At 45.4% G+C, this 23,522-nt stretch carries 24 protein-coding genes; 17 read left to right on the top strand and 7 right to left on the bottom strand.

Going from position 1 to position 23,522, the window contains the following annotated elements; translation table 11 throughout:
- Window positions 1-15 precede the first annotated feature (15 nt).
- Both mlaE and K0I73_RS02790 read right to left on the bottom strand, forming a co-directional pair.
- Window positions 16-801: a lipid asymmetry maintenance ABC transporter permease subunit MlaE gene (mlaE, locus tag K0I73_RS02795; RefSeq protein ID WP_220063032.1), complete on the bottom strand. Its 786-nt coding sequence runs from the start codon at window positions 799-801 to the stop codon at window positions 16-18.
- On the bottom strand, window positions 788-1,615 hold the full coding sequence (locus K0I73_RS02790) for an ATP-binding cassette domain-containing protein (protein WP_220063031.1): 828 nt from the start codon (window positions 1,613-1,615) through the stop codon (window positions 788-790). The genes mlaE and K0I73_RS02790 overlap by 14 nt, the downstream gene beginning before the upstream one ends.
- A gap of 166 nt (window positions 1,616-1,781) precedes the next feature.
- On the opposite strand from K0I73_RS02790, the gene K0I73_RS02785 reads away from it, so the two are divergent.
- From K0I73_RS02785 to K0I73_RS02720, 14 genes are all read left to right on the top strand, one after another.
- Entirely contained in the window at window positions 1,782-2,741 is a 960-nt protein-coding gene (locus K0I73_RS02785) for a calcium/sodium antiporter (protein ID WP_220063030.1), read from the top strand.
- A 40-nt stretch (window positions 2,742-2,781) separates the two neighbouring features.
- Window positions 2,782-3,759: a KpsF/GutQ family sugar-phosphate isomerase gene (locus K0I73_RS02780; RefSeq protein WP_220063029.1), complete on the top strand. Its 978-nt coding sequence runs from the start codon at window positions 2,782-2,784 to the stop codon at window positions 3,757-3,759.
- Window positions 3,760-3,761: 2 nt separating this feature from the next.
- Window positions 3,762-4,313 (top strand): 3-deoxy-manno-octulosonate-8-phosphatase KdsC, encoded by a 552-nt coding sequence (kdsC, locus tag K0I73_RS02775; RefSeq protein WP_220063028.1) that lies wholly within the window; start codon window positions 3,762-3,764, stop codon window positions 4,311-4,313.
- Window positions 4,310-4,867, top strand: a complete 558-nt coding sequence (lptC, locus tag K0I73_RS02770; protein ID WP_220063027.1) for an LPS export ABC transporter periplasmic protein LptC — start codon at window positions 4,310-4,312, stop codon at window positions 4,865-4,867. Before kdsC ends, lptC begins: the two co-directional genes overlap by 4 nt.
- Window positions 4,854-5,396: a lipopolysaccharide transport periplasmic protein LptA gene (gene lptA, locus K0I73_RS02765; RefSeq protein WP_220063026.1), complete on the top strand. Its 543-nt coding sequence runs from the start codon at window positions 4,854-4,856 to the stop codon at window positions 5,394-5,396. The genes lptC and lptA overlap by 14 nt, the downstream gene beginning before the upstream one ends.
- A complete protein-coding gene (gene lptB / locus K0I73_RS02760) occupies window positions 5,393-6,124 on the top strand; it encodes an LPS export ABC transporter ATP-binding protein (RefSeq protein WP_220063025.1) in 732 nt (243 codons plus the stop codon). The genes lptA and lptB overlap by 4 nt, the downstream gene beginning before the upstream one ends.
- A 128-nt stretch (window positions 6,125-6,252) precedes the next feature.
- Complete coding sequence (locus tag K0I73_RS02755; protein WP_220063024.1) at window positions 6,253-7,746, top strand: RNA polymerase factor sigma-54; 1,494 nt, start codon at window positions 6,253-6,255, stop codon at window positions 7,744-7,746.
- 30 nt (window positions 7,747-7,776) lie between these two features.
- Window positions 7,777-8,064, top strand: coding sequence for a ribosome hibernation promoting factor (gene hpf / locus K0I73_RS02750; RefSeq protein ID WP_220063023.1), 288 nt, complete (start codon window positions 7,777-7,779; stop codon window positions 8,062-8,064).
- Window positions 8,065-8,066: 2 nt separating this feature from the next.
- On the top strand, window positions 8,067-8,510 hold the full coding sequence (gene ptsN / locus K0I73_RS02745) for a PTS IIA-like nitrogen regulatory protein PtsN (RefSeq protein ID WP_220063022.1): 444 nt from the start codon (window positions 8,067-8,069) through the stop codon (window positions 8,508-8,510).
- The gene (rapZ, locus tag K0I73_RS02740) at window positions 8,507-9,361 is read left to right on the top strand and encodes an RNase adapter RapZ (protein WP_220063021.1); all 855 of its coding nucleotides are present in this window, start codon (window positions 8,507-8,509) and stop codon (window positions 9,359-9,361) included. Before ptsN ends, rapZ begins: the two co-directional genes overlap by 4 nt.
- Complete coding sequence (locus K0I73_RS02735) at window positions 9,351-9,623, top strand: HPr family phosphocarrier protein (protein ID WP_220063020.1); 273 nt, start codon at window positions 9,351-9,353, stop codon at window positions 9,621-9,623. Before rapZ ends, K0I73_RS02735 begins: the two co-directional genes overlap by 11 nt.
- 126 nt (window positions 9,624-9,749) lie before the next feature.
- A complete protein-coding gene (mgtE, locus tag K0I73_RS02730; RefSeq protein ID WP_220063019.1) occupies window positions 9,750-11,117 on the top strand; it encodes a magnesium transporter in 1,368 nt (455 codons plus the stop codon).
- A gap of 90 nt (window positions 11,118-11,207) precedes the next feature.
- Entirely contained in the window at window positions 11,208-11,903 is a 696-nt protein-coding gene (locus K0I73_RS02725; RefSeq protein WP_220063018.1) for a response regulator transcription factor, read from the top strand.
- Window positions 11,904-11,946: 43 nt separating this feature from the next.
- On the top strand, window positions 11,947-13,182 hold the full coding sequence (locus K0I73_RS02720) for a sensor histidine kinase (RefSeq protein ID WP_258405271.1): 1,236 nt from the start codon (window positions 11,947-11,949) through the stop codon (window positions 13,180-13,182).
- 48 nt (window positions 13,183-13,230) lie between these two features.
- On the opposite strand, the gene K0I73_RS02715 is transcribed toward K0I73_RS02720, so the two are convergent.
- The 3 genes from K0I73_RS02715 to K0I73_RS02705 form a co-directional block, all read right to left on the bottom strand.
- Entirely contained in the window at window positions 13,231-14,769 is a 1,539-nt protein-coding gene (locus K0I73_RS02715) for an FG-GAP repeat domain-containing protein (protein ID WP_220063016.1), read from the bottom strand.
- Window positions 14,770-14,883: 114 nt separating this feature from the next.
- Complete coding sequence (gene mnmC2, locus K0I73_RS02710) at window positions 14,884-15,567, bottom strand: tRNA (5-methylaminomethyl-2-thiouridine)(34)-methyltransferase MnmC2 (protein WP_220063015.1); 684 nt, start codon at window positions 15,565-15,567, stop codon at window positions 14,884-14,886.
- Between the two features lie 86 nt (window positions 15,568-15,653).
- Window positions 15,654-16,232 (bottom strand): esterase/lipase family protein, encoded by a 579-nt coding sequence (locus K0I73_RS02705; RefSeq protein ID WP_220063014.1) that lies wholly within the window; start codon window positions 16,230-16,232, stop codon window positions 15,654-15,656.
- Window positions 16,233-16,353: 121 nt separating this feature from the next.
- Between K0I73_RS02705 and K0I73_RS02700 the strand changes: the two genes are divergently transcribed.
- Both K0I73_RS02700 and K0I73_RS02695 read left to right on the top strand, forming a co-directional pair.
- Entirely contained in the window at window positions 16,354-17,361 is a 1,008-nt protein-coding gene (locus tag K0I73_RS02700; protein ID WP_220064233.1) for a class I SAM-dependent rRNA methyltransferase, read from the top strand.
- Between the two features lie 387 nt (window positions 17,362-17,748).
- Window positions 17,749-18,918, top strand: coding sequence for an MFS transporter (locus tag K0I73_RS02695; protein ID WP_258405270.1), 1,170 nt, complete (start codon window positions 17,749-17,751; stop codon window positions 18,916-18,918).
- Between the two features lie 111 nt (window positions 18,919-19,029).
- Here the strand turns inward: K0I73_RS02695 and K0I73_RS02690 are convergent, their stop codons facing one another.
- Both K0I73_RS02690 and K0I73_RS02685 read right to left on the bottom strand, forming a co-directional pair.
- Window positions 19,030-20,238, bottom strand: coding sequence for a cation:proton antiporter (locus tag K0I73_RS02690; RefSeq protein WP_220063013.1), 1,209 nt, complete (start codon window positions 20,236-20,238; stop codon window positions 19,030-19,032).
- Window positions 20,239-20,566: 328 nt separating this feature from the next.
- Window positions 20,567-22,015, bottom strand: coding sequence for an MBL fold metallo-hydrolase RNA specificity domain-containing protein (locus K0I73_RS02685; RefSeq protein ID WP_220063012.1), 1,449 nt, complete (start codon window positions 22,013-22,015; stop codon window positions 20,567-20,569).
- A gap of 281 nt (window positions 22,016-22,296) precedes the next feature.
- Between K0I73_RS02685 and K0I73_RS02680 the strand changes: the two genes are divergently transcribed.
- The gene (locus K0I73_RS02680) at window positions 22,297-23,496 is read left to right on the top strand and encodes a GGDEF domain-containing protein (protein ID WP_220063011.1); all 1,200 of its coding nucleotides are present in this window, start codon (window positions 22,297-22,299) and stop codon (window positions 23,494-23,496) included.
- Window positions 23,497-23,522: the final 26 nt, after the last annotated feature.

Genomic DNA, 23,522 nt, shown 5'->3' with positions numbered 1-23,522 from the left:
ATAAACAATATTTAATTAACTACCAAACATCATCGCCGTTAACAGAAAGTCTAACGCCAATACAGCTAAGCTAGATTGCACTACGGTTTGCGTCGTAGCACGACTAATACCTTCGGGGTTGGGGATCACATGATAACCACGATAAAGTGCAATCCAAGTGACCACCACGGCGAACACTAAGCTTTTTATCAAGCAGTTAACGATATCTTGTCGCCACTCGACCGAAGCTTGCAATATAGACCAAAAACTTCCGCTATCGATCCCTTTCCATTCGACGCCGACAATATGCCCACCGTAAATACCCACGGCAGTAAACATCAAAGCCAGTAAGGGTAAACTGATCACCCCCGCCCAAAATCGTGGTGCTATGATCTGCCTGAGTGGATCGATCGCCATCATCTCTAGACTCGACAGCTGCTCGGTGCTTTTCATTAAACCAATTTCAGCGGTAAGTGCAGATCCTGCCCGCCCAGCAAACAGCAGTGCGGTCACGACAGGCCCTAGCTCACGAAGTAAGCTCAGCGCTACCATGGGACCTAAACTATCTTCAGTGCCAAATCCCACCAAAATATTATAGCCCTGCAACGCCAGCACCATGCCAATAAACAATCCTGAGACCAAAATGATCACCATAGATTGCACACCGATAACATAGAGTTGTTTAACCAGCAAGGGAATGCCTTTAGCTGGCTTGGGCAGTCTAGCAATGGCTCCCCATAACATTAACCCAGCCCGGCCAAGGCCTGTAACACTGGCTATCGCACTACGGCCTAAATTGGCAATATGATCAGTCAAGCTCACCTAACATCTCCTTTTGGTAATCTTGAGCGGGAAAATGAAACGGCACAGGCCCATCAGGCTCTCCACCAATAAACTGCTTCAACTTTGGATTGTCAGCTAACCTTAACTCTTGCGGTGTACCATGAGCGATCACTAGCTTATCAGCCAAGACATAGACATAATCGGCAATGCCTAGCACCTCTTGCACATCATGGGACACCACCACAGAAGTCAGATTCAGCGCGTCACTCAGTTCACGGATCAGTTTAACCAGCACCCCCATAGAGATCGGATCTTGGCCAGCAAAAGGCTCGTCATAAAGAATTAACTCAGGTTCCAATGCGATGGCTCTCGCTAGCGCCGCACGACGCTGCATACCACCAGAGAGTTCACTCGGCATCATCTTAGACGCGCCGCGCAGTCCAACAGCTTCCAACTTCATCAACACAATACGCTTAATAATGGGTTCGGGAAGTCCTGAGTGCTCGCGCAATGCAAAGGCAACGTTATCGAACACATTCATGTCGGTAAACAAGGCACCACTTTGAAACAACATGCTCATACGCTTGCGCAGTTCAAACAGCTCGCCCCGATTGCATTTATGAACATCGATACCATCGACTTTTATCCTGCCGTGCTGAGGCTGTAATTGCCCGCCAATGAGCTTGAGCAATGTGGTTTTCCCTATACCACTTGGGCCCATGATAGCGGTCACCTTTCCTTTAGGAATAGACAGGCTAACATCCTCATAAATGACATGAGATCCGCGGCTAAAACCGAGATTGGTGATCTCGACTAGGGGCCTAGCGTTATCATTTACCTGTTCATTACTCATAGTAAGGCCTAATGTGTTCCATGGTAAAACGACAGAAAAAGAGACAAATTGTACGTAATTGACCTATTGTGCACAACCGAATCGACACTATCTTGCCTCAATACTTTCAATTTTGTTCAAATCCAGCGAAAATGCGCGGCAGACTTCCAAACAATAATGAACTTTAATGCTATTTAATATTTTTCTACTGATTGCAGGATTGGGTGCCCTAGTATGGAGTGCCGATAAATTTGTCTATGGCGCTGCAGCTTTTGCTCGTAATTTAGGGCTGCCACCTATGCTTATTGGCTTAACAATTGTAGCCATGGGAAGCTCAGCACCAGAAATGTTTGTAGCAGCCACCGCCTCAATGGAAGGCATGACAGATACCGCCATTGGTAATGTATTAGGTTCAAACGTCGCCAATATCACCCTGATTTTAGGGATCACTGCACTCATGGGTGCGATATCGGTAAGCTCTCAAACCCTAAAACGTGAAATCCCCATGATGCTTGGGGCAACGCTACTTGCTGGATATTTCCTATTCGATGGTCAGTTGACTCGCATCGAAGGGGGAATATTAATGGCACTGTTTCTCTCTTTAATGGGCTATCTTATTTGGCATGCGGTCACGAACAAAGAATCTGACCCATTTGTCGAGGAAGCCGAGAGCGAAATCCCCCAAGGGGTGCCAACCGCTAAAGCTATGCTCTGGCTTGTCGTTGGTATTGTATTGCTGCCGCTGTCAGCAGACTGGATGGTGCAAGGTGCCGTTGGTATTGCAAAGGCGTACCACCTTTCCGATCTCGTGATAGGTCTAACCATTATTGCCGTAGGGACCAGTTTGCCCGAATTGGCCGCCTGTGTTGCTGGCGTTTTAAAGAAGGAAGACGACCTTGCTATTGGCAATATTGTTGGTTCAAACCTATTTAATATTTTAGCGGTACTGGCACTGCCAGCGCTTATCGCACCAGGATCGGTGGATGCGTCTGCCAGCACTCGAGACTTTTATATGGTATTAGCGACAAGTAGCGCCTTAGCCATACTCATTCTGCTAACGGGCAAGGATCGCCAGTTAAAACCTTGGCATGGAGGGGTGTTATTAGTGACTTTTGTTGCGTACCAAGCGGTACTTTTTCTATCCTAATTTCACGTTCAGCACCAGCTGACAACAAAGAGAGAACAAGATGGTAAATGCAAAACAATTACGTCAATGGGGACGCAATGTTATCGATATCGAGCGCAATGCGTTGGACAATCTTTATCAATACGTAGATTCAATCGAATTTGCTAAAGCGTGCCAACTCATCCTCTCCTGCACAGGAAAAGTAATTGTCATGGGAATGGGGAAATCTGGCCATATCGGCAATAAGATCTCTGCCACGTTAGCCAGTACAGGCACGCCAGCTTTCTTCGTTCATCCAGGTGAAGCAAGTCACGGTGATTTAGGTGTACTCAGTGAAAACGATATCGTGCTTGCGATCTCAAACTCTGGGGAGTCCAGCGAGATATTAACCTTAATGCCAGTCATTAAGCGTATGGGCTTACCCATTATTGCTGTAACAGGTAAACCTCATTCGAACATGGCCAAACACTCTGTGGTGCACTTATGTATCGAAGTGCCAGAGGAGGCTTGCCCGCTTGGATTAGCTCCCACTTCAAGCACCACAGCGACCTTAGTCATGGGGGATGCGTTAGCCGTTGCGCTACTACAAGCCCGTGGCTTCACTAAAGATGATTTTGCCTTGTCGCACCCAGGTGGCAGCCTAGGTCGTAAACTACTACTTAAAGTTAGCGATGTAATGCACACAGGTGCAAACCTACCTCTAGTATCACAAGATATCAGTATCACCGAAGCCTTATATGAAATATCGAAAAAAGGTTTGGGCATGACGGCCGTCATTGACGACAACCGTCGATTAGTGGGTATTTTTACCGATGGCGATCTGCGCCGAGTGATCGATGCAGAAGTGAACCTAAGAACCACCTCTATTAGCCAAGTCATGACCCAGGGTTGTGTTACTGTCGGTGATGGTATCTTGGCCGCTGAGGCGCTTAAAATCATGGATGAGAAAGAGATAAATGGCCTGATTGTTACCGATACTAATCAACAACCTATTGGTGCACTCAATATGCTGGATATGGTCAAAGCAGGAGTAATTTAATCATGGCTCATCAAGGTTTTTACGGCCCAATCGCTGATGCGATCTGGCAAAAAGCAAAACAGATTAAACTGCTTATCTGCGATGTGGACGGCGTCTTTTCTGACGGGCTAGTGTATATGAGCAATTCTGGCGATGAGCTTAAAACCTTCCATACTCGCGATGGCTACGGTGTGCGCTCTTTGCTAACAAGTGATATTCCGGTTGCGATTATCACAGGGCGTAAATCACGCATTGTTGAAGACCGTATGACAGCCCTTGGCATTACGCATATCTATCAAGGCGTCGATGATAAAATGGTGCCTTATCAAGAGTTGCTAAAGCTCTACCAAGTCACCCCACAGCAAGTCGCATACATAGGTGATGACATGGTTGATCTGCCAGTGATGCAGCAAGTCGGCTTATCCGTCTGTGTCGCCGATGGCCATCCTTATGTGCAACAACACGCCGATATGGTCACCACGATTAAAGGTGGACACGGCGCACTTAGAGAGCTAACGGATCTTATTTTACTCAGCCAAGATAAGTTTGAGTCAGCGCACGGAATGAGTATATGAATAGAGTCACGCTGGCGATTTTAGCGTTTTTTGGTGCGGCATTAATCCTCTACTGGCAGGTGCAGACAAAACGTGGGGCTAACGACCAGATTTTCGATGCATCTGAGCGTCCAGATTATATCGTCAACGACTTAAAAAGCGTGCAGTATAACGAGCAAGGCAATATCAACAGTCGCGTATCGGCAAGCCATATGGAGTATTATTCCGACCGAGATATGACCTATTTTTCAGATCCCATTTACTTAGTCTATCCTGCAAATGGTGATGCTCAATGGCGCTTACGCTCAACCAAAGGTACCTTAGATAAAAATAGCGGACGAGTAACCCTAGAAAATAATGTTATCATTGATGCTATTAGCCCAGAAGAACCGATCCAAACCATTGAGACAAGCTATCTGGAACTCGATCTAAATACTATGATCATGACCTCAGACCGCACCATTCGAATTACAGGTAAAGATTTTCTGATCACAGGCCAAGGTTTGCATGCTGACCTGAATGCACAAAATGTACGACTGACTAGTCAGGTAGAAGGAACATATGAAACTAAATAACCTTATTCTTGCTTGCGCGCTAACCCTAGTTAGCTTAGGTAGCACAGCCAAGGACAATGATCTACTGCAAGAGGTTAAGATCTCTGCCGCTAGCCAAGAAGCCGATATTAAGAATAATCAGATTATCTTCAATGGCCCAGTTGAAGTAACCCAAGGCTCAATAAAGATCCTAGCAGATGAGTTACGTGCATTTAGCAAAGAAAACAGCAATGGCAAAATCCTGGTCGCGACGGGAAATCCCGCAACATACACCCAAGTGATGGAAAATGGACGGCCAGCTTCAGCCAGCGCCAAAGAGATCCGCTACGAACTATCGAGCCGTACTCTGATACTGATAGGTAATGCCACTCTTGAACAAGAAGGCAGCCAAGTGACGGGTGACCAGATCCGTTACAATATTGAGCAACAGCAACTGATTGCCGAAAGCACGGGTAACGATCGAGTGATCACTATTATTCAACCTGAGAATTACCAAGAAGTCCCGAAAACTCCCGCTGAAGAGCAACCTAAGCAGCAGGAAAAGCAATGACAGATATGACATTAAAAGCGGTCAATTTAGCTAAAAGTTACAAAAGCCGTGCCGTTGTTCAAGATGTAAGTTTGACCGTAAGAACAGGACAGATCGTGGGGCTACTAGGGCCCAACGGAGCAGGAAAAACTACCACGTTTTATATGGTTGTGGGTCTAGTTCAGAGCGATAAAGGACGTATCTTTATCGATGAAGACGACCTCACCTTAGACCCTATGCATCTGCGAGCCCGTAAAGGGATTGGCTATCTGCCACAAGAAGCGAGTATCTTTAGAAAGCTTTCGGTACGTGACAACATCATGGCAGTACTGCAAACACGAAGAGAACTCAGCAACGATCAACGTGAAGAGCAATTAGAACATCTACTCGAAGAGTTCCACATCACTCATATTCGTGACAGTCAAGGCATGGCACTATCGGGAGGCGAACGTCGCCGAGTTGAAATCGCCAGAGCATTAGCCGCTAATCCTAAGTTTATTTTGCTCGATGAGCCCTTCGCTGGCGTCGATCCTATATCGGTTATCGACATCAAAAAGATCATCGAACAGCTGAAAAATCGCGGACTAGGTGTATTAATCACCGACCATAATGTGCGCGAAACTCTCGATGTTTGTGAGAAAGCTTACATTGTGAGTCATGGCAATTTGATTGCCGAGGGAACTCCTGCTGAAATCTTAGACAACCAGCAAGTACGAGCAGTGTACTTAGGTGAACAATTCAAGCTATAGTTAATCTTATAAGCGATCGGCATAGGTTAAATACCTTGCCGTACATAATTAATATTTGCCTTTAACGACTTAAGGCCACCAACAAAGCTTTCTCATTTTATAATTAGAAACAAGGGAATAGCAGTACGATGAAAGCGTCACTTCAGCTCAAAATGGGTCAGCATTTAACCATGACACCCCAATTACAGCAAGCAATTCGTTTGTTGCAATTGTCGTCATTGGAGCTGCAACAAGAGATCCAGCAGGCATTAGAATCTAACCCGCTTTTAGAGTTAGATGAGGAGCAAGAGGGCGCCGACAACGGCGCTCGAGAAGAGCGCAATGATAACAATGAAACCTACGAGGTCGACTATGAAAACAAGCTACAAGTCGACTCGAGTGAAGATAATTCTGGCTTAGAAACATCCGACGCGCTCACCCAAGATTCCATGCCCGATGAACTCCCAGTTGATACTACATGGGATGAGGTATACACAGCGTCACCTAACTCCAGTTCGGGGGCAATGCGCGACGATGATATGCCTTTTCAAGGGGAAACTAGTGAAGGCTTGTATGAACACCTCGAGTGGCAAAAAAATCTTACTCCCTTTTCTGATAACGACTTAGCCATCGCTACCGCAATTATCGATGCCATCGACGAACGCGGTTACCTCACTCAAACCTGCGACGATATTCTTGAGGCCATGGGCGATCCAGAAATTGAACTGGATGAAATAGAAGCGGTACTAAAGCGCGTCCAACATTTCGATCCTGTTGGCGTTGCAGCGCGAGATCTCAGCGAATGTTTAACTATTCAGCTAGCACAATACGGTAATGATACCCCTCATATTGCCAATGCAAGAATGTTGATTAGCGAACATCTAGATCTTATCGCTGGTAGAGATTTTCGCCTATTGATGCGAAAAACTAAGTTAAAAGAAGACGATTTACGCGATGCTATCTCACTGATACAGACTCTCAATCCACGTCCAGGTTTGGCTATTACTGCCAGCCGAGACGAATATGTTATCCCGGATGTCACCGTGACGAAGAAAAAAGGTCGTTGGGTCGTAGAGCTTAATCCCGATAGTATGCCTAAGATTAATGTAAACCAGCATTATGCCGCAATGGCTCGCAGCACTAAGAGTCAGGCCGATGGACAATTTATTAGAGGTCACCTACAAGAAGCTAAATGGTTCTTGAAAAGTTTAGAGAGTCGCAACGAAACCCTGTTAAAAGTCACTAACTGTATTGTTGATTTTCAACAAGGCTTCTTTGAGTTTGGTGAAGAAGCGATGAAGCCGATGGTGTTAAACGATATTGCTGAAGCCGTTGAAATGCATGAGTCGACCATCTCTCGAGTAACAACGCAAAAGTATATGCACACCCCGAGAGGCATTTTTGAACTAAAATACTTCTTCTCTAGCCATGTGGGAACCGACGATGGCGGAGAGTGCTCTTCTACTGCAATACGAGCATTTATCAAAAAGCTCGTCGCAGCAGAAAACCAGAAGAAGCCGTTAAGCGACAGCAAAATGGCGCAACTTTTGGCAGAACAAGGCATTAAAGTCGCAAGACGGACAATTGCTAAATATCGAGAGGCTATGTTGATACCGCCATCGAACCAACGTAAAAGTTTGTAATCAACAACTGGAAACCGGAGGAGTGAATTTATGCAAATAAACCTTACAGGGCACCACATTGAGATAACCCAATCTCTACGGAACTATGTTGAAGAGAAATTCACAAAGCTTGAACGACATTTCGATCAGATCAATAATGTCCACGTTGTATTAAATGTCGAAAAATTGATGCAAAAAGTTGAAGCAAAGTTACATCTCCGAGGTGGAGAAGTCTTCGCAACATCGGAACACGCGGATATGTACGCCGCGATAGACTCCCTGATCGATAAATTAGATCGTCAGGTCATTAAACACAAAGAGAAGCAAACTAAACATTAACGATGGAACTTAGTACCATCCTGCGGCCGGAGTGCACAACCTGCGCCACTCCGGGCAGTAAGAAAAAGGTACTGGAACTTATCAGCGACTTAGCCGCTGTCCAGTACCCCACCCTTTCCTCTCAAGAGATCTTTGAAAGCCTTCTGGCGAGAGAGAAAATGGGCAGCACAGGTATAGGCAATGGTATTGCGATTCCTCATGGGCGACTAACCAACATAGATCAACCCGTCGCCGTGCTGATAAAATGTGCTGAACCAATCGCATTTGATGCAATTGATAACCAGCCCGTCGATATCTTATTTGCGTTACTCGTGCCCGCAGATCAATGCGAGCAACACCTTAGTACACTAGCCGCTATGGCTGAGAAGTTAAATGATAAAGTTATCATGAAACAACTAAGGAAAACTCAAGATGAAGCAGAGCTCTATCAGGTGATCACCCAATGAAGTTAGTCATAGTATCCGGGCGCTCAGGATCGGGAAAGTCAGTAGCACTAAGAGTGTTAGAAGATCTCGGATACTACTGTGTCGACAATCTGCCACTGCAGATGATGGAGTCACTGTTAGCCCAGCTTAAAGGCAGCAACGATCTGGTCGCCATCAGTGTCGATGTTCGCAATATGCCGACCCAAGATATCCAGCTAGATAAGCAGTTTGCTAACCTTCCGAAAGATATCGAATTATTAAGCTTCTTTCTTAACTCATCAGATGAAGTGCTGCTTAAACGCTACAGCGAGACCCGCAGGTTACACCCGCTATCTCGTGCTCAAGTCTCCCTGAAGGAAGCGATTAGACTTGAAGGGAGAATGCTCGAGCCGATCGCTAAGTTAGTCGATCATTATATCGATACCTCCAGCCTCAACATCTATGACTTAAGTGACAGAGTAAGAGAGATCTTACTTGGCACCATTGATAAAGAGTTAGTGATCAACTTTGAATCATTTGGCTTTAAATACGGGATGCCCACTGAAGCCGATTTTATGTTTGATGTACGTTTCTTACCTAATCCTCACTGGGAACAAGAGCTAAGGCCACTAACGGGCCTAGATGAGCCAGTACAGCAATTCTTAAGTCAGCAACCCTTAGTGAATAAGTTTATTTGGCAAATAGAGAATCTTATCGAGACCTGGCTACCTCATCTTGAGCGTAACAATCGCAGCTATCTCACCATCGCTATTGGCTGCACTGGAGGCCAACATAGATCTGTCTATGTCACCGACCAGCTCGCTAAATTATTTAATAAGGGCAAACACAAGGTTCAAGCGCGACACAGAGAGTTGAAGCGACATGAAGCTTGAGCGCCAGCTAACCATCTGCAATAAACTCGGCCTACATGCAAGGGCGGCAACCAAACTGGCGGTATTGGCGGCAAAGTTTGATGCTCAAGTCACCTTGATTCAAGGAGATAAGCAAGCCTCTGCCGCAAGTGTGTTAGGCTTACTCATGCTTGAAACTGGTATGGGGAAAACCATTACGATCACTAGTGAGGGTAAAGATGCGTTAGCAGCACTCGATGCCATCAGCGCGCTTATTGACGCTAAATTCGAAGAAGCCGTATAATCTGCCCACCGTTAGTTGATGCCGCTAACGTTTTTTATCGCTATAAGTAGCACGCTCCGTTCTATAATAATCATCAACTTACATACCCAAAAGCTGATTTAGTCATTTTGATTCCTCGGGGGAGCCATGCCGATTGAAGTATTAGATAGTGAAACCACAGATCAGCGGATGCACCGGCTTACTCAAGCCCTTAGTAGCGGTATGTTTGTCCACGTGCGCAATATGCTCCAGGACATGGCGGCATCCGACATCGCCTTTATCTTAGAGTCATCGCCACCACGTACTCGTCAAGTATTGTGGCAGCTTATCGATCAAGCCCATACGGGCGAAATCTTAGATGAACTCGGTGAGGAACTAAAAGATCATCTTATTACCCAGATGAGCCCAGAGCGTGTCGCTAAGGCCGCCGAAGGTATGGATACCGATGATCTCGCCTACATTCTGCGTAGCTTACCCGACAGTGTATTTAATCAAGTTCTTCAGTCGATGAGTTCACAAGATAGATCTCGTGTCGAGCAAGCACTCTCCTATCCCGAAGATACCGCCGGAAGTCTGATGAATACCGATACGGTAACCCTTAGGCCTGATGTCAATATCGATGTCATTCTTCGTTATCTGCGTATTCGCGGTGAGCTGCCTGAGGCCACAGATACCCTATATGTGGTCGATAAACATGATAGCCTTCTTGGCGGGGTAAGAATTGCAGATCTACTCACCTGCGATCCCAATGCATCGGTGCGAGATATCATGAATGACGATCTCGAAGGCATACCTGTAGCCATGGATGACAGCGAAGTCGCTCAGCTGTTCGAGCGGCACGACTGGGTGTCCGCCCCCGTAGTGGAAGAACAGACTAATCGATTGCTAGGCCGTATTACTATCGATGATGTGGTTGACGTGATCCGTGAAGATGCCGAACACTCAATGATGGGTATGGCTGGTATGGATGATGACACAGATACCTTCGGTCCCGTGCTAAAGAGTACATTTAGACGCTCGCTCTGGCTTACGATCAATCTATTCGCTGCACTGCTCGCCGCATCGGTCAGTAACATGTTTGAAGGGACCCTGGAGAAGTTTGCCACCATAGCGATTTTAATGACTATCGTACCGAGTATGGGTGGAGTGGCTGGTAATCAGACCTTAGCATTGGTCATTCGCGGCATAGCCCTAGGCCAAATCGGCCAGAGTAACTCCCGCTGGCTGATCGGTAAGGAGCTCGCTATTGGCTTTCTCAACGGGCTGCTTTGGTCGATATTGGTTTTTGCTGCTGTGTGGCTATGGAAAGGAGATATCGCCCTTGGCGGCCTGATAGGCGGCGCAATGCTGATCAATATGACGGTCGCGGGATTAGCTGGTGCCTGTATACCCTTGTTATTAAAGAAACTGAATATCGATCCCGCACTAGCCGGCGGTATGGTGCTCACTACGGTTACCGATGTTATTGGATTATTTGCTTTTCTTGGTTTGGCAACGCTGTTTTTGTTGCACTAACAAACCTGTCTAGAGCGGGAGTAAACCTGAACTTTAGACCAAGTTTTCAAACTAATGTAGACTCACTGCCATGCAAATGGAGATGGTTCGATGCATAATGCACAAATCCTGATAGTTGAAGATAATCCTGATGTGGCCGGGATATTAGCCGATTTCCTTGAATCACTGGGGGCTATAGTCGACTTTGCCACCAATGGTGAACATGGCTACCAACTCGCCAGTGACAACAACTTCGATGCCATCATCTTAGATCTAATGCTACCTAAAATGGACGGATTAACTGTCGCTGAAAACTTGCGTAACCAAGGATGCACCACTCCAATCCTGATGCTCACCGCTCTCGACACTAAACAAGACTTACTCAAAGGCTTTAGCTCTGGTGCCGATAATTATCTCCCTAAACCGTTCGATTTAGATGAACTCGCTGCTCGCCTAAGGGCCCTAATCAAACGTCATCGGGGCAATGTTGCCAAAGGCGTTTTGCGTTACGGTTCGCTAGAGTTAAATACCGCAGAGCACAGTGCCTATCGTAACGGACAAAAGCTGGTGCTCACCCCAACCTGCTATCAGATATTGCAGCTGCTAATGAACCGGGCGCCAAATATAGTCAAACGGGAAGAACTGATACAGTTGCTCTGGGGCGAACAAACCCCAAGTGCCGACAGCCTGAGAAGTCATATGTATCAGTTACGAAATCAAGTGGATAAACCCTTTGAGTTTCCTATGATCACCACAGTACCTAAAGTGGGGTTCAAACTTGAATCAGAGCCTAATGCACCAGAATAACCACTCCAAGGGCCAAAAAAGCGCCAGCAGCTTGACGCGAAAAATGACATTGTATTTCAGTGCTATCGCGTTATTAGTAGGTGCTATTTTATATCTATTAAGCCTATCTTTGCTCAACTGGGTTGAAGATGAGCTTAATCGCCGTACATTAGTGCAGATGGCGCCTAGCGCCATTAGTGCTTTTCAAGCAGGTGCCCAGTCCCCTTTGGCAATAGGCACAACCATACAAGCTTTTAATGATTTGAAAGAATTGCCACCTTCTTTTGAAGCCGCTAAAAAACTACCCGTCGGCTTTATCGATGAAGTTCATGATGTTTTTACGCAAGACATGTTCATCTACCGAACCCAATACCAGCAAAATAATCAGCTAGTGCCATTAGTCTTGATGATGAACGGTGAACAAGTTGAGTTGAGTCATGGTGAATGGAATAACATTAGTCTGTTTATCATCTCGGTAACTTTACTGCTATTTGTTCTTTTTGGCTTTGCGATCACCAAGGTGACTCGCCGCCTAATAGCGCCAATCAATCAACTCAGCAAACAACTAAATCAGTCTCAAGGTCATGTCACTTTTAGTGTCTCGGCAGATGCGACTCTAGAGTTCAGTGAGTTAGCCCGAAGCCTTAATCATTATGAAGCGCAAATACAGCAACTTATTCGCCAAGAGCAAGCCTTTTCTCGTTATGCCAGCCATGAGCTTCGTACACCACTAACAATTATTCAAGGCGCGAGCCGTTTACTTCAACACCCAAAAGATGAAGCCTTTAGCACCAGACAGCGGAAGCGTATTGACAAGGCTGCCAGCGACATGCAGCACACCATAAATGCCCTATTAAGCTTGGTTAAACATGAGAAAGGGATTAATGGTAATACGCTCAGGCAGCTGACCGCCAAGGAAATTGAGCAAGTCATGGCGGATCTACAACCGCTTGCTGATACCAAAGCTTTGTCTATCAAGTTAACAATGAACGCGTCTCCGCAAATTAGTCCAAGTAGTGCCGTATTTAGGATGTTATTGATTAACCTATTGAGTAACGCGATTAATGCAAGTGACGGCGGCGAGATCTTGATCCATGTAAATGAAGATAGTCTAGAGGTCATAGACAAAGGACGTGGTGTTGCCGCTAGTGAAAAAACACCTAGCGGGCATGGGCTTGGACTGGAAATTGTTGAAGCACTCTGTCAACGCTATCAATGGCGCTTCTCATTGGTCGATGCCGAAAAAGGCTGTATCGCCACCCTGCATTTCAATCCGTTAATCATACAGCCGAACAGATAAACCTTTGTGGATATGAATCCGTAGCCAAAAATACCTCTCCACCACAAGCTATTTTGCCATAATGACGATGAACTGACTCTGCAGAGATTGGCTATCTTGGCGGCCATAGTTGATGATGAGTTCGCTTCTGCCATCATGATTAAGGTCATCGTCGCTGAGCATCTCTCCATCGCTAGGAAGACGCACCTTTAAGGTCTCACTATCACGACTAAACAGATCACTATCATTTCGCCCCAGATAGACTCGAAGTGACTCCTCGCCATCAGATAACAATAGATCTTGATAGCCATCACCATCGAGATCGATAAGCTTAACGATCGGGCTCCCGCTTTGACCAGAGGTCAGGCTGAAACTCAGCTCGACTTCCTTATTTATATTGGCCTTTTTCGGAAACTGTCCGTTCGCATTCATCTTAAAAAGATAGACATCTTGATCTATGCTGCCAGAAACTAACGCCCCAATAATCTGCGATAATCCGATATCGAAACCAGAGACTAATACCTCGTCGATATTGTCATCATCAATATCCACCAGCTCAAATCCGGTTAAGGTCCCATCGGCACGAATGACATTACTCGGTTGTCTACCAAAGGTCACCCCTTGGGCCTTTTTTTCACCAAGATACAACTCGTAATCATTGACTCTGTCCAGTACGCCAGAACTCTTGGTATAGCGTACAACCATATCAACCAAGCCGTCGTTATTGACATCCTTTAGCAATTCGACCTTACGATAAATCAGGTCACTCTGATCTAACGCCTCACCATAAGCATCTCGCTTGTTCCACCAATCGAGACCACTTATCGCTAGGCTCACAGGTAAATACTTGGCGATAGTTGAGACAGTTCCATCAGATTGCTGCGCATACAGTTCAAGTTCACCCTCTGCGACCTTAACAATATCGTTTCTCCCATCAAGGTTAAGATCGGCAAAATAGAGGTCTGCTTCAATATACTTGGCACCATCTCGATACAATAATACTTGGGGTTTTATCGGTAAAAACTGCCGAAGCAGCGAGGTGTCGGCTTGTTGAATGAGCAGTTCTGCTTGACTCAAGCCGCTGATAACAAAATCATCTAAACCATCTTTATTTAAATCATGGACAAAGCGACCACGCGAGATAAAGTCAGGTCGTGAAGTCATAATGAGTGGGCTTATACTCATTAGCGACTTAAATGCCAGCAACTCCCCAGTCACATCTAACTTAAGCAGTTGCTCGCTGGAAAGGAAATAGAGTGACTGCAACCCTTGACGATGATCATCATCGACAGGAGTGATATCGAAAGCAAATAACTCTCTAGGTAAGGCTTGCTTATATTGCTGTTTATATTGAGCAGAAATGAGATCAAAGCCATAGATAGCCAACCATCGAGCTTGATTTTCATCGACACCAATAGCGACCAGCTCTTTAGTGGCATCACCAAATAGGTTAACGGGCAAGACAGGATGAGTTAGCCGAAATCCTGTCTCAATAGTTTGCGAGAACAGAGAGAGCTGGCTATTAATCGATGCCCCAATTGCCGATGAGGAGAGTAGCAACAGCAGTGATCCAACGATATATTCCAAGCCTATTTTGGCATTTCTCATTTTGTAACAACGTCCTTATTAACTTAAACCACGATGGCTCTAATCTAGCGACTTCAGCGCAAAAGGAAAGATAAGTTAACTGCTTGTTACAAACAAATCCCTAAGCCCAGGCAATCAAGGTCTCCAAGCCCGTGTCATCTCGCGACGTCCCAATGCACCTGGATGCGACTTAACCCTCAAGCCTGCCGCCTTTAAATTACGCTTGAACTGACCATTGGCGCAGTAACTGACCAGCATCCCTGCTTGCATCATCATAGGGTAAAGACGATCGAAATTGTCTTGTGTCCAGAGTTCTGGCTGCTTGCTTGGGGCGAATCCATCATAGTAGATCAGGTTAATCGTCTGCTCTGGCGCACGATAATCTGCAAGCTTGCCATGCACCTTGTGCAGAATAAATCCAGGGATAATTTCGACATCACAATCCCAAGGCGCCTGATGTAACTCATCAAATAGCGCTGCAAGTTCCGCATTAAAATGCTGTTTATAATTCAGTTGCCTGATCACCTCGGAGGCAACGGGATAAGCCTCGACGCTGACAAACCGAATCGGTTTAACTATCTTGCCCGTTTGAGCGAGTGCATGCTTTAAGGTTAAGATCGCATTCATACCCGAACCAAACCCCAGTTCTAAAATACTCACCCTTGTAAAGTCAGTGGATAGCGACTTAAAACCCGATTCAATGTAAACATATTCTGATTCAGTCATCGCACCATTATGGGCATGATAGCTATCATCAAACAGGCTACTCATCAGGGTATGAGTACCATCTTTTGTCATCTGGACATGGATATTATTCATCTAGGCTAACTCAATAGAATGCAAACAAATGATATTTAGGGAATTAGGTATAATTCCATCGATCATAAACATAGCCCTACCTGACATCAACCTTTAGGTATTAGGGCTAAAATCTCATTCACAATTCGCCGACTAAAAATCATCGATAGGTGTAATGGCACCATAAAAACCTTATTGTTCGCCACGTCCCAGTGAGAACTTCGACTCGGCACTATGGTTAGATCCATTGGTGTACGATAAGAGTAAAGCGCTACATCTCGCAAAACGTCTTGCTCAAGGTTGAGCTGCTGCAATAGCTTACTGTCGGGACGAAGTTGGCGCATCGCCTTAGATGGGTAAGGTAGATAGGCTAAATAACTCCCTCGATGAGGCGATGAGATAGAAAACAGCGCCTTGGTTCGACTCGCACCGCCAAGACATTGCAGATAATAGCGCGCAACTACGCCGCCCATACTAAATCCGATCAACACAATTGGGCTTTCACTACCAAACTGGGTCTCTATCGCCAATTTAAGTTGGGCAGCAGCATACTCTATCCCATGACGACCATCGAAGGGGGCGATTGAAGGAGAGATACACTCGTAACCTTGGCGTTCAAAACGCTTGCGCATCCAGCCCATCACATGCCCGGTATTAAATATCCCATGTACCAATACCAACTTCATTCTACCCCCCCCAAAAAACATTTATAATCGATGTGCGACTAAGAATTTCACCAACAGACAAATGATCTTTGTTATGATTGCGCCCTTATTCCCACCTCATATCAATACGGACACTCAAGCCATGTCGCTTAATGCATTATTAGCCAAGGCATTAGATCAACGCAGTCAGTTAATCGCTGACGCTAAAGCCAATAATACTGATTGCTACCGCGTATTTCATGGCACAGTCGAAGGCAGCAATGGCCTCAATATAGACCGCTATGGTAATGCATGGCTAATTCAAACCTTTCATCAATCTTTAACCGCCAAAGAACTTGAGGAGATTAGCATCATACTCAGGAAGTTCGAAGATCTTCGGGTGATCTATAACGACAGATCGGATAAGAACTCTCGCATTCTCAACCCATTAGATGAAACATTAGAGGCTTTTGCCACCTCTGAGCAAGTGATGCATGAAAACGGTATCCAGTTCAGCAGCAAACTACGCCATGAGGGCCAAGATCCGCTGTTATTTCTCGACATGCGTATAGGTCGGGAATATGTCAAAGCCCATAGTAAGGATAAATCGGTACTCAATCTTTTCTCCTATACCTGTGGCATAGGCACCGCGGCTGCGGTTGGCGGCGCGACTCGAGTCATGAATGTCGATTTTTCCTCATTTGCCTTAGCGGCGGGCAGAAAAAATGCCCTACTAAACAGAGTGGATACTGTGTGTGAATTTGTCCAAAGCGATGCGTTTCCGGCGATGCGCCAGCTTGCAGGTATGAAGGTTGGCGGTCGCCGCAACCAAAAATTGCCTAGCTACCCTAAGCTCAGCCCGACTCAGTTCGATTTGGTTTTTCTGGACCCACCTAGGTTTGCGAAAAGCCCCTTCGGCACAGTTGATTTAATCAATGATTATCAAAGCCTATTTAAACCTGCCATGTTAGCCACCAAGAAAGGCGGCACTATCGTCTGTTGCAACAATGTCGCTAAAGTCGACAAGCAAGCTTGGTTTGACGCCTTAGTTCGCTGTGCTGAGAAGCAAGGGCGCAGTGTGATCCAACATCAGTGGCTAAATTGTCATCCTGATTTCCCCTCCTTTGATGGCAAGCATCCACTAAAAATTGTAGCCCTTGAAGTGGCATAGCCACAAATCAAACATTACCCAAGAACAACTGACAGTTAAGCATTAACACTCACTTTAAAGCAGTAATAATTAATAGGAACGCCAAGTAGCCATAAACCCTAAATACCTAATGGGTTTTATGGCTGATAACATCCCATTAGCAATGGGATATGTTTTAAAGTTGCTTTTAAAAACTAGTCCAGATACATGTCATCACCCAAACAAACAGAATATAAAATGCGCTACATACGGCATAATTACAACATTATTTGCACAATCATTGAAAAAAGCTTTACTTAACCTCTGCGCCAACTTACATTCGCCGCCCAGTGAAACCACAACAAATAACAGATAACCAATAGATCGGGAATCAAACTGCTATTTGTTATATTTAAGTTGGAATAATCGGTGGATAAAACCCTCATTAACTGCAAATTGAACAATCCTGCAGCACCCGTAATTGGCTTGTCATTTTTTGCTGTCGCCTCAGGTTTTTTGATGAGCTTGATCCCATTGTCGCTCGCTCACTTTAAACTAGATAGCGCACTGGTTCCTTGGCTTGCCAGCATTTTCTATCTAGGCCTTCTGATAGGGGCCACTACTATCGAACGGATCCTGGCTAAAACAGGCCATAGAGTCGCTTTTATCCTATTTCTTGGCCTACTTATTTCTAGCGTAGTGACTATGCTTGCCATCACCACGGCGGCGGTCTGGCTAGCTGCGCGATTTATTGCAGGCATGGCCGTGGCGGGTGTTTTTGTGGTTGTCGAATCATGGTTATTAATGGCCGACACCCCCAAAGCGAGAGCTAAACGTCTAGGCCTATATATGATGGCACTTTATGGCGGAAGCGCCCTCGGACAGCTTGCCATTGGCCCTCTGGGTACCGAGGGGACAACCCCCTATCTCTTCGCAATTTGCTTGCTCGGACTCGCGATCTTGGCGCCGCTGTTAATCACCTCTGGTCAACCAGAAAGACAACAGCAGCAAAAGTTACCCTTAAAAGAGATCAAAACACTCAGTCGTCCGGCAATTTTGGGCTGTTTGGTATCAGGGTTATTACTCGGTCCAATTTACGGGTTAATGCCTGTCTATATCGCCTCACAAGCAGATCACGCGCAGCAAACAGGACTACTGATGGCCTGCATCATTATTGGTGGAATGTTGGTCCAACCATTAGTCAGTTATCTATCGACGCGGATGAGCAAAAGCTTATTAATGGCCATGTTTTGTCTGCTAGGAACCCTAAGCGTATTAGGTATATTGAAAAGCAGTAGCTTTAATATGCTAGCCTTAAGTTATCTATTATTGGGGGCTTGTAGTTTCGCCCTCTATCCTATCGCTATCACCCTAGCCTGTGATCTACTGCCAGCAGCTAAAATTGTCTCTGCTACCGAAGTGATGCTGTTAAGCTACAGTATTGGCTCAGTATTAGGCCCGATACTAGCAGTCAAATTATCCGATGCGAGTGATAATATTATCTTCTATCTAGGAGGATGCCTGTTAACGACAAGCATCTATATGCTCATTAAAAGTAGTGAGAAAATATCCGCTGGCCAAAGCCCTGTTGTGGGCTAATGCCAATCAGTATAAGCCTGGTTATCGAGTTAATGCACCAAACCATTAACCAAATGAAATGCGCTGAATATCAGCGCGATTCATTCGGTAGCAGACTCGTACTTGGATTCATTACTCTGCTTTATGGCGTTTAGCATACCAATTAGCCAATGGCTGGGCGGACAGACCATGAGCAAGGATACTCATCAGAACCGTCACAGTAACCACGGCATACAGGGTCTCAAAACCTTTAATTGTCTCCATTTCATGAGCGACAATGAGCACGTAGAGGATTGAAGCAATTCCGCGTGGGCCAAACCAAGCGATAAACGCCATAGTCGCTATATCCAACTTAGCCCCGATAAGGGAGATCATCACAGGGACCATTCGTAAAAGGGTTAAACTAAACAGTGCGTAAACCACCACCTCAACGGTGACAAATGGCAAGGTAATAGGCACGAACGCCAAGCCAAAAATAAAGAAGCTAATCAACACAAATAACTCACCTTCACTCTCAGCGAAATCCTCTATGTGACTACGGGCCATCTCGCTGGTATTACCGGCATATAGCCCTGCAAAAAATGCAGCGATAAACCCATTACCCGAGAAATCTTCTGCCAAATAGTAGGCTAATATCGCCAATGCTATAGGTATGAGGTTTTGGTAGCTCTCCACCATCCAATCGCGTTTCCAACAGGCTATTTGTAAGCGTGTACCTAAGTACCCCACGGCAGCGCCGACCAAAGCGCCGAAAATAATCTGCTCGGCGACATAGCCAATCCAACCATTACCTTGGGCATGTTCTACGCCACTTCCAATCAAAGCGACGACAGTCAATAAGATTGGAAAGATGATGCCATCATTAAGGCCGCTTTCGACATTAATCGTCGAGCGTATCACTTTGGGCACTTTAGGATCCGACACCACAGCTTTACCGAGCGCCGCGTCGGTAGGGGTCAAGAGTAATGCGAGTAATATCAGATAGGTTAATGGCAGATCAGAAAAAAACTGCTGCGCCACAAACGTCCCTGCGACGATGGTCAGGGGTAAACCAATAAACAAGAGCCGAGCAGGTAATTTCCAAGACTGTTTAAGCAACTTAAGGTCGAGCAAAGCCGCATCACTAAACAGCACGAGTACGAGGGCAATCTCGACTAAGATGGTCACAAATTCAGCATCGATCTGAACTTGGGTAATGTGCAATCCAAGCGGGGATAATAACAATCCCAGCCCAGTAAACATCATCGGCCCTGAGATATCAAAACGTGCGAGCCACTTTGATATATAACCATACAACAATACGATTAAGGCGATGACTAATATAACAATATGCTCATCCATAATTTGGCGAATCCTTTCGTGTTTGGTTAGTATCAGTTTTGTTGGGATCAAAGTGAGATCATCAAGCGTAATCTATCAAAGTTTTGGTTTTCTGACAGCCGTTATTCATGCCTCTAGCATTGGTAATTGATATGGGATTAAATAGCAACAGATTCTAGGAGCAAACAAGGCGGTCTTGCCATATTAGGGGCGTTGACAAGAGAATGGCTATGTTTAGTAAATCAGCTACGTCCCTTTCAACGACGTAGTCTGTAAAGCTGATGATAACGTTTTTTTAACCTTATACCACAGCGCTAACGCACCATCAGCATCACTCACACCACTAAACTTATGATGACTGAGAAATCCAGATCAGTTGCGGTAATCTGGTCAAGTCGAGGCAGTCGCCAAACTCAGCGATGACGCCATGAACGGGAGGCATCTCGCCCCCCACTTGTAACTGCTTAAGCAGTCCTTTTTGCGCCTCAACTTCGCCGTGTACCAAGACGACTGGTGGGGTATTGTTGAAATGGCGATACCAGTTAAGTAGTTCAGCTTGATCCGCATGAGCCGACAACCCACCTATGGTATGGATCTTGGCATTCACGGGAATATTATCTCCATGTATCGTCAAACTCTCAGCGCCATCGACGAGCAAACGCCCAGGGGTTCCCATGGCTTGATACCCACAAATAATGACATCCGATAATGGATTGGCAAGATTATGTGCTAAATGGCAACGAATTCTCCCACCGTTACACATACCACTACCCGCGATAATGATAAGCCCTTCATGAATATGATTAAGCTCCATTGACTCGTCGGTAGTATCAATAAAATCTACATTGGATAATAAAGGATGTAGGCCTGGTGATAGGCGAGTAAAACGCTTAAAGTCTTCATCCATCAAGTTGTAATTGCCAACATAAACTTGTGTCGCTCTGATCGCCATAGGACTGTCTAAACAGATCCGCCAACGACCAAGCTCCCACTCTTTAGCATACAGGTGAAAAAGGTAGAGTAGCTCCTGAGCCCGCCCCACTGAAAATGCAGGCAACAGAATATTGCCTCGGCTTCGCTTAATGGTACTGGCAAAAATGGTTTTCAACTCTGCTAATGTATCAACCCAGCTTCTATGGAGCCTGTCACCATAAGTGCTTTCCATCAACACTAAATCGGCTTCCTCTATCAAGGTGGGGTCATCGAGTATTGGCATGCCCGCTCGACCTAAATCGCCACTAAAGACCACTTTTTTACGCTGATCTTTTGGCCCCATCCATAACTCAACAATTGCCGAACCTAGAATATGTCCAGCATCGCATAGGCACACTGTTAAATTGGGGACCACTTGAGTATGTTGATCATACTCTAGCGCAACAAACTGCTGCATGACGGTATCGACATCCTCCTCGGTAAAAAGCGGCTCGATAGGTTCAAGATTATTTTTAGCGCGCTTTTTATTGGTCCGCTCAGCATCGCGAAATTGCAACATTGCGGCATCTTTAAGCATTACCGCACACAGTTCTACTGTCGCTTTATGACTGAAAATGGGTCCAGTAAAACCAGATTTAACGAGTAGCGGCAAACGACCAGAATGATCGATATGAGCGTGGCTTAACACAACTGCGTGGATCTGCGTCGCATCGAAAGGAAACGGCTCATGATTTCGCATGGCATCGAGCTTACCGCCTTGTATCATGCCGCAATCGAGTAACACCTGGCGGCCATCGATATTAAGCAGATGACAGGATCCCGTCACCTCTTGAGTGGCTCCTAAAAATGTCAGCGTCATCTTCATGCTCACCATCCTCATATAGTGGTTGGACGAAATTAGGCTATGAAGCAGATAGGCGATAGAGCCAAAGATTTCGTCTACTTATCGGTTTATACTAATCAAAGTATAGTTCGATGAATGGCAAATGATGGGCGAAAACCACATTTAAAATAAAAACTTGCTAGGTTTAAGCATTAAAAGACAAGCGCTTAAATTACCGACCAATTAGCAGGTAAAACATCAGAATAAAGTTCACTATTACCCGCGTTATCCTCTATAGTTGATAAAAAACTAATAAGCTTTTTATGATTATCGATCCTCAAGCTCAACAGCTTATCTTTTTCATCTGCCTACTTGCGACGACGGCAACCATCGCATGGGGAGCGATGGCTTATCCTCTGCGCATTGCGCCGCGAGCTTGTAGTTATTTTTCTTGTGCGAACTTACTGGTATTAATCGGGGTGATTTTAAACAGTCAAAGAGGTAGCGATCCCAGTTATCTCTATTGGCCCATTGCCGACATAGTGATATTAACCGGCTTTATATTGTTAAGACATGGCACCCAACGGCTTTTTCGTCTAAAAAGCAGTATCAAAATCGACAGCCTATTACTGACCGTATTTGCTCTACTCATTCTCATTCAGGAACCGAGTTCACAATCGAATCAAATTTTAGGTATCTTATTTTCTTTAATGACTGCGATCAGCTTTCTACTTTTAGCGAAAGACAATCGGATTGCACTGACACCTTCTCTTAATCTAACTTTTATCTTGTTACTACTGAGTCCCATCATTGTTCTAGCGGTCATTTTTAGCATACGTGCGCTGCTACTGATATTCGTACCCAGCTTAAGTTCTCATATCGCCACACTCCAAAGTGCAGACGCTATCCCTATGCTGTGGTTTTTTGTCATAATGACACTGCTAGTTAACGTGATCATGATCGGGAATGCACTAACGCGACTGGTACAAAAAATTCGTTTGCAAGCGGACAGAGACTATCTAACCGGTCTGTGGAATCGCCGCTCGATGCATCAACGATTAGCACTTCTTCACCAATGCTGGCTTAGAGATGGCAACGCCTACAGCTTGATCTTATTTGATCTGGATTACTTCAAAGAGATAAATGACAACTACGGTCATGCAGCTGGTGATCATGTCCTTATTCAAACGGCAACTGCATTAGGCAAGGTGATACGAGCAATTGATACCTTTAGCCGATATGGCGGTGAGGAATTTTTGATAATCTTACCCGCGACAGATGCTAAGCAAGTAGCGCTTATCGCTGAGAAACTGAGATCAACACTGAATTCGTTACCATTAACTTGGCAAGATGCCTCTATTCCTATCACCGCCAGTTTTGGCACAATAACCGTAAGCCAACTAGATACCCCAGAAACCATGCTAGCTAAGGCGGACCAGGCCATGTACCACGCTAAACGGACGGGGCGAAATAATATCTGCTGCGCAACATTACCAAGTACACCATTGAACGCTACAGCTTGATATTATACCTACCTCAACATCATCGT

Source organism: Shewanella mesophila (assembly GCF_019457515.1).
Classification (GTDB): domain Bacteria; phylum Pseudomonadota; class Gammaproteobacteria; order Enterobacterales; family Shewanellaceae; genus Shewanella; species Shewanella mesophila.
The sequence above is the reverse complement of the archived record's forward strand: the minus strand, read 5'-3'. Positions and strand labels throughout refer to the sequence as shown.

What these genes read in the sequence shown, in the direction of transcription:
- K0I73_RS02690 (WP_220063013.1), bottom strand. Translation starts at nt 20,238, where the DNA reads ATGGATGAGCATATTGTTATATTAGTCATCGCCTTAATCGTATTGTTG.
- K0I73_RS02700 (WP_220064233.1), top strand. Translation starts at nt 16,354, where the DNA reads ATGTCGCTTAATGCATTATTAGCCAAGGCATTAGATCAACGCAGTCAG.
- K0I73_RS02725 (WP_220063018.1), top strand. Translation starts at nt 11,208, where the DNA reads ATGCATAATGCACAAATCCTGATAGTTGAAGATAATCCTGATGTGGCC.
- lptC (WP_220063027.1), top strand. Translation starts at nt 4,310, where the DNA reads ATGAATAGAGTCACGCTGGCGATTTTAGCGTTTTTTGGTGCGGCATTA.
- hpf (WP_220063023.1), top strand. Translation starts at nt 7,777, where the DNA reads ATGCAAATAAACCTTACAGGGCACCACATTGAGATAACCCAATCTCTA.
- K0I73_RS02720 (WP_258405271.1), top strand. Translation starts at nt 11,947, where the DNA reads ATGACATTGTATTTCAGTGCTATCGCGTTATTAGTAGGTGCTATTTTA.
- ptsN (WP_220063022.1), top strand. Translation starts at nt 8,067, where the DNA reads ATGGAACTTAGTACCATCCTGCGGCCGGAGTGCACAACCTGCGCCACT.
- kdsC (WP_220063028.1), top strand. Translation starts at nt 3,762, where the DNA reads ATGGCTCATCAAGGTTTTTACGGCCCAATCGCTGATGCGATCTGGCAA.
- K0I73_RS02735 (WP_220063020.1), top strand. Translation starts at nt 9,351, where the DNA reads ATGAAGCTTGAGCGCCAGCTAACCATCTGCAATAAACTCGGCCTACAT.
- K0I73_RS02715 (WP_220063016.1), bottom strand. Translation starts at nt 14,769, where the DNA reads ATGAGAAATGCCAAAATAGGCTTGGAATATATCGTTGGATCACTGCTG.
- mnmC2 (WP_220063015.1), bottom strand. Translation starts at nt 15,567, where the DNA reads ATGAATAATATCCATGTCCAGATGACAAAAGATGGTACTCATACCCTG.
- lptA (WP_220063026.1), top strand. Translation starts at nt 4,854, where the DNA reads ATGAAACTAAATAACCTTATTCTTGCTTGCGCGCTAACCCTAGTTAGC.
- lptB (WP_220063025.1), top strand. Translation starts at nt 5,393, where the DNA reads ATGACAGATATGACATTAAAAGCGGTCAATTTAGCTAAAAGTTACAAA.
- K0I73_RS02680 (WP_220063011.1), top strand. Translation starts at nt 22,297, where the DNA reads ATGATTATCGATCCTCAAGCTCAACAGCTTATCTTTTTCATCTGCCTA.
- K0I73_RS02780 (WP_220063029.1), top strand. Translation starts at nt 2,782, where the DNA reads ATGGTAAATGCAAAACAATTACGTCAATGGGGACGCAATGTTATCGAT.
- rapZ (WP_220063021.1), top strand. Translation starts at nt 8,507, where the DNA reads ATGAAGTTAGTCATAGTATCCGGGCGCTCAGGATCGGGAAAGTCAGTA.
- K0I73_RS02705 (WP_220063014.1), bottom strand. Translation starts at nt 16,232, where the DNA reads ATGAAGTTGGTATTGGTACATGGGATATTTAATACCGGGCATGTGATG.
- K0I73_RS02685 (WP_220063012.1), bottom strand. Translation starts at nt 22,015, where the DNA reads ATGAAGATGACGCTGACATTTTTAGGAGCCACTCAAGAGGTGACGGGA.
- K0I73_RS02785 (WP_220063030.1), top strand. Translation starts at nt 1,782, where the DNA reads ATGCTATTTAATATTTTTCTACTGATTGCAGGATTGGGTGCCCTAGTA.
- K0I73_RS02755 (WP_220063024.1), top strand. Translation starts at nt 6,253, where the DNA reads ATGAAAGCGTCACTTCAGCTCAAAATGGGTCAGCATTTAACCATGACA.
- K0I73_RS02790 (WP_220063031.1), bottom strand. Translation starts at nt 1,615, where the DNA reads ATGAGTAATGAACAGGTAAATGATAACGCTAGGCCCCTAGTCGAGATC.
- mgtE (WP_220063019.1), top strand. Translation starts at nt 9,750, where the DNA reads ATGCCGATTGAAGTATTAGATAGTGAAACCACAGATCAGCGGATGCAC.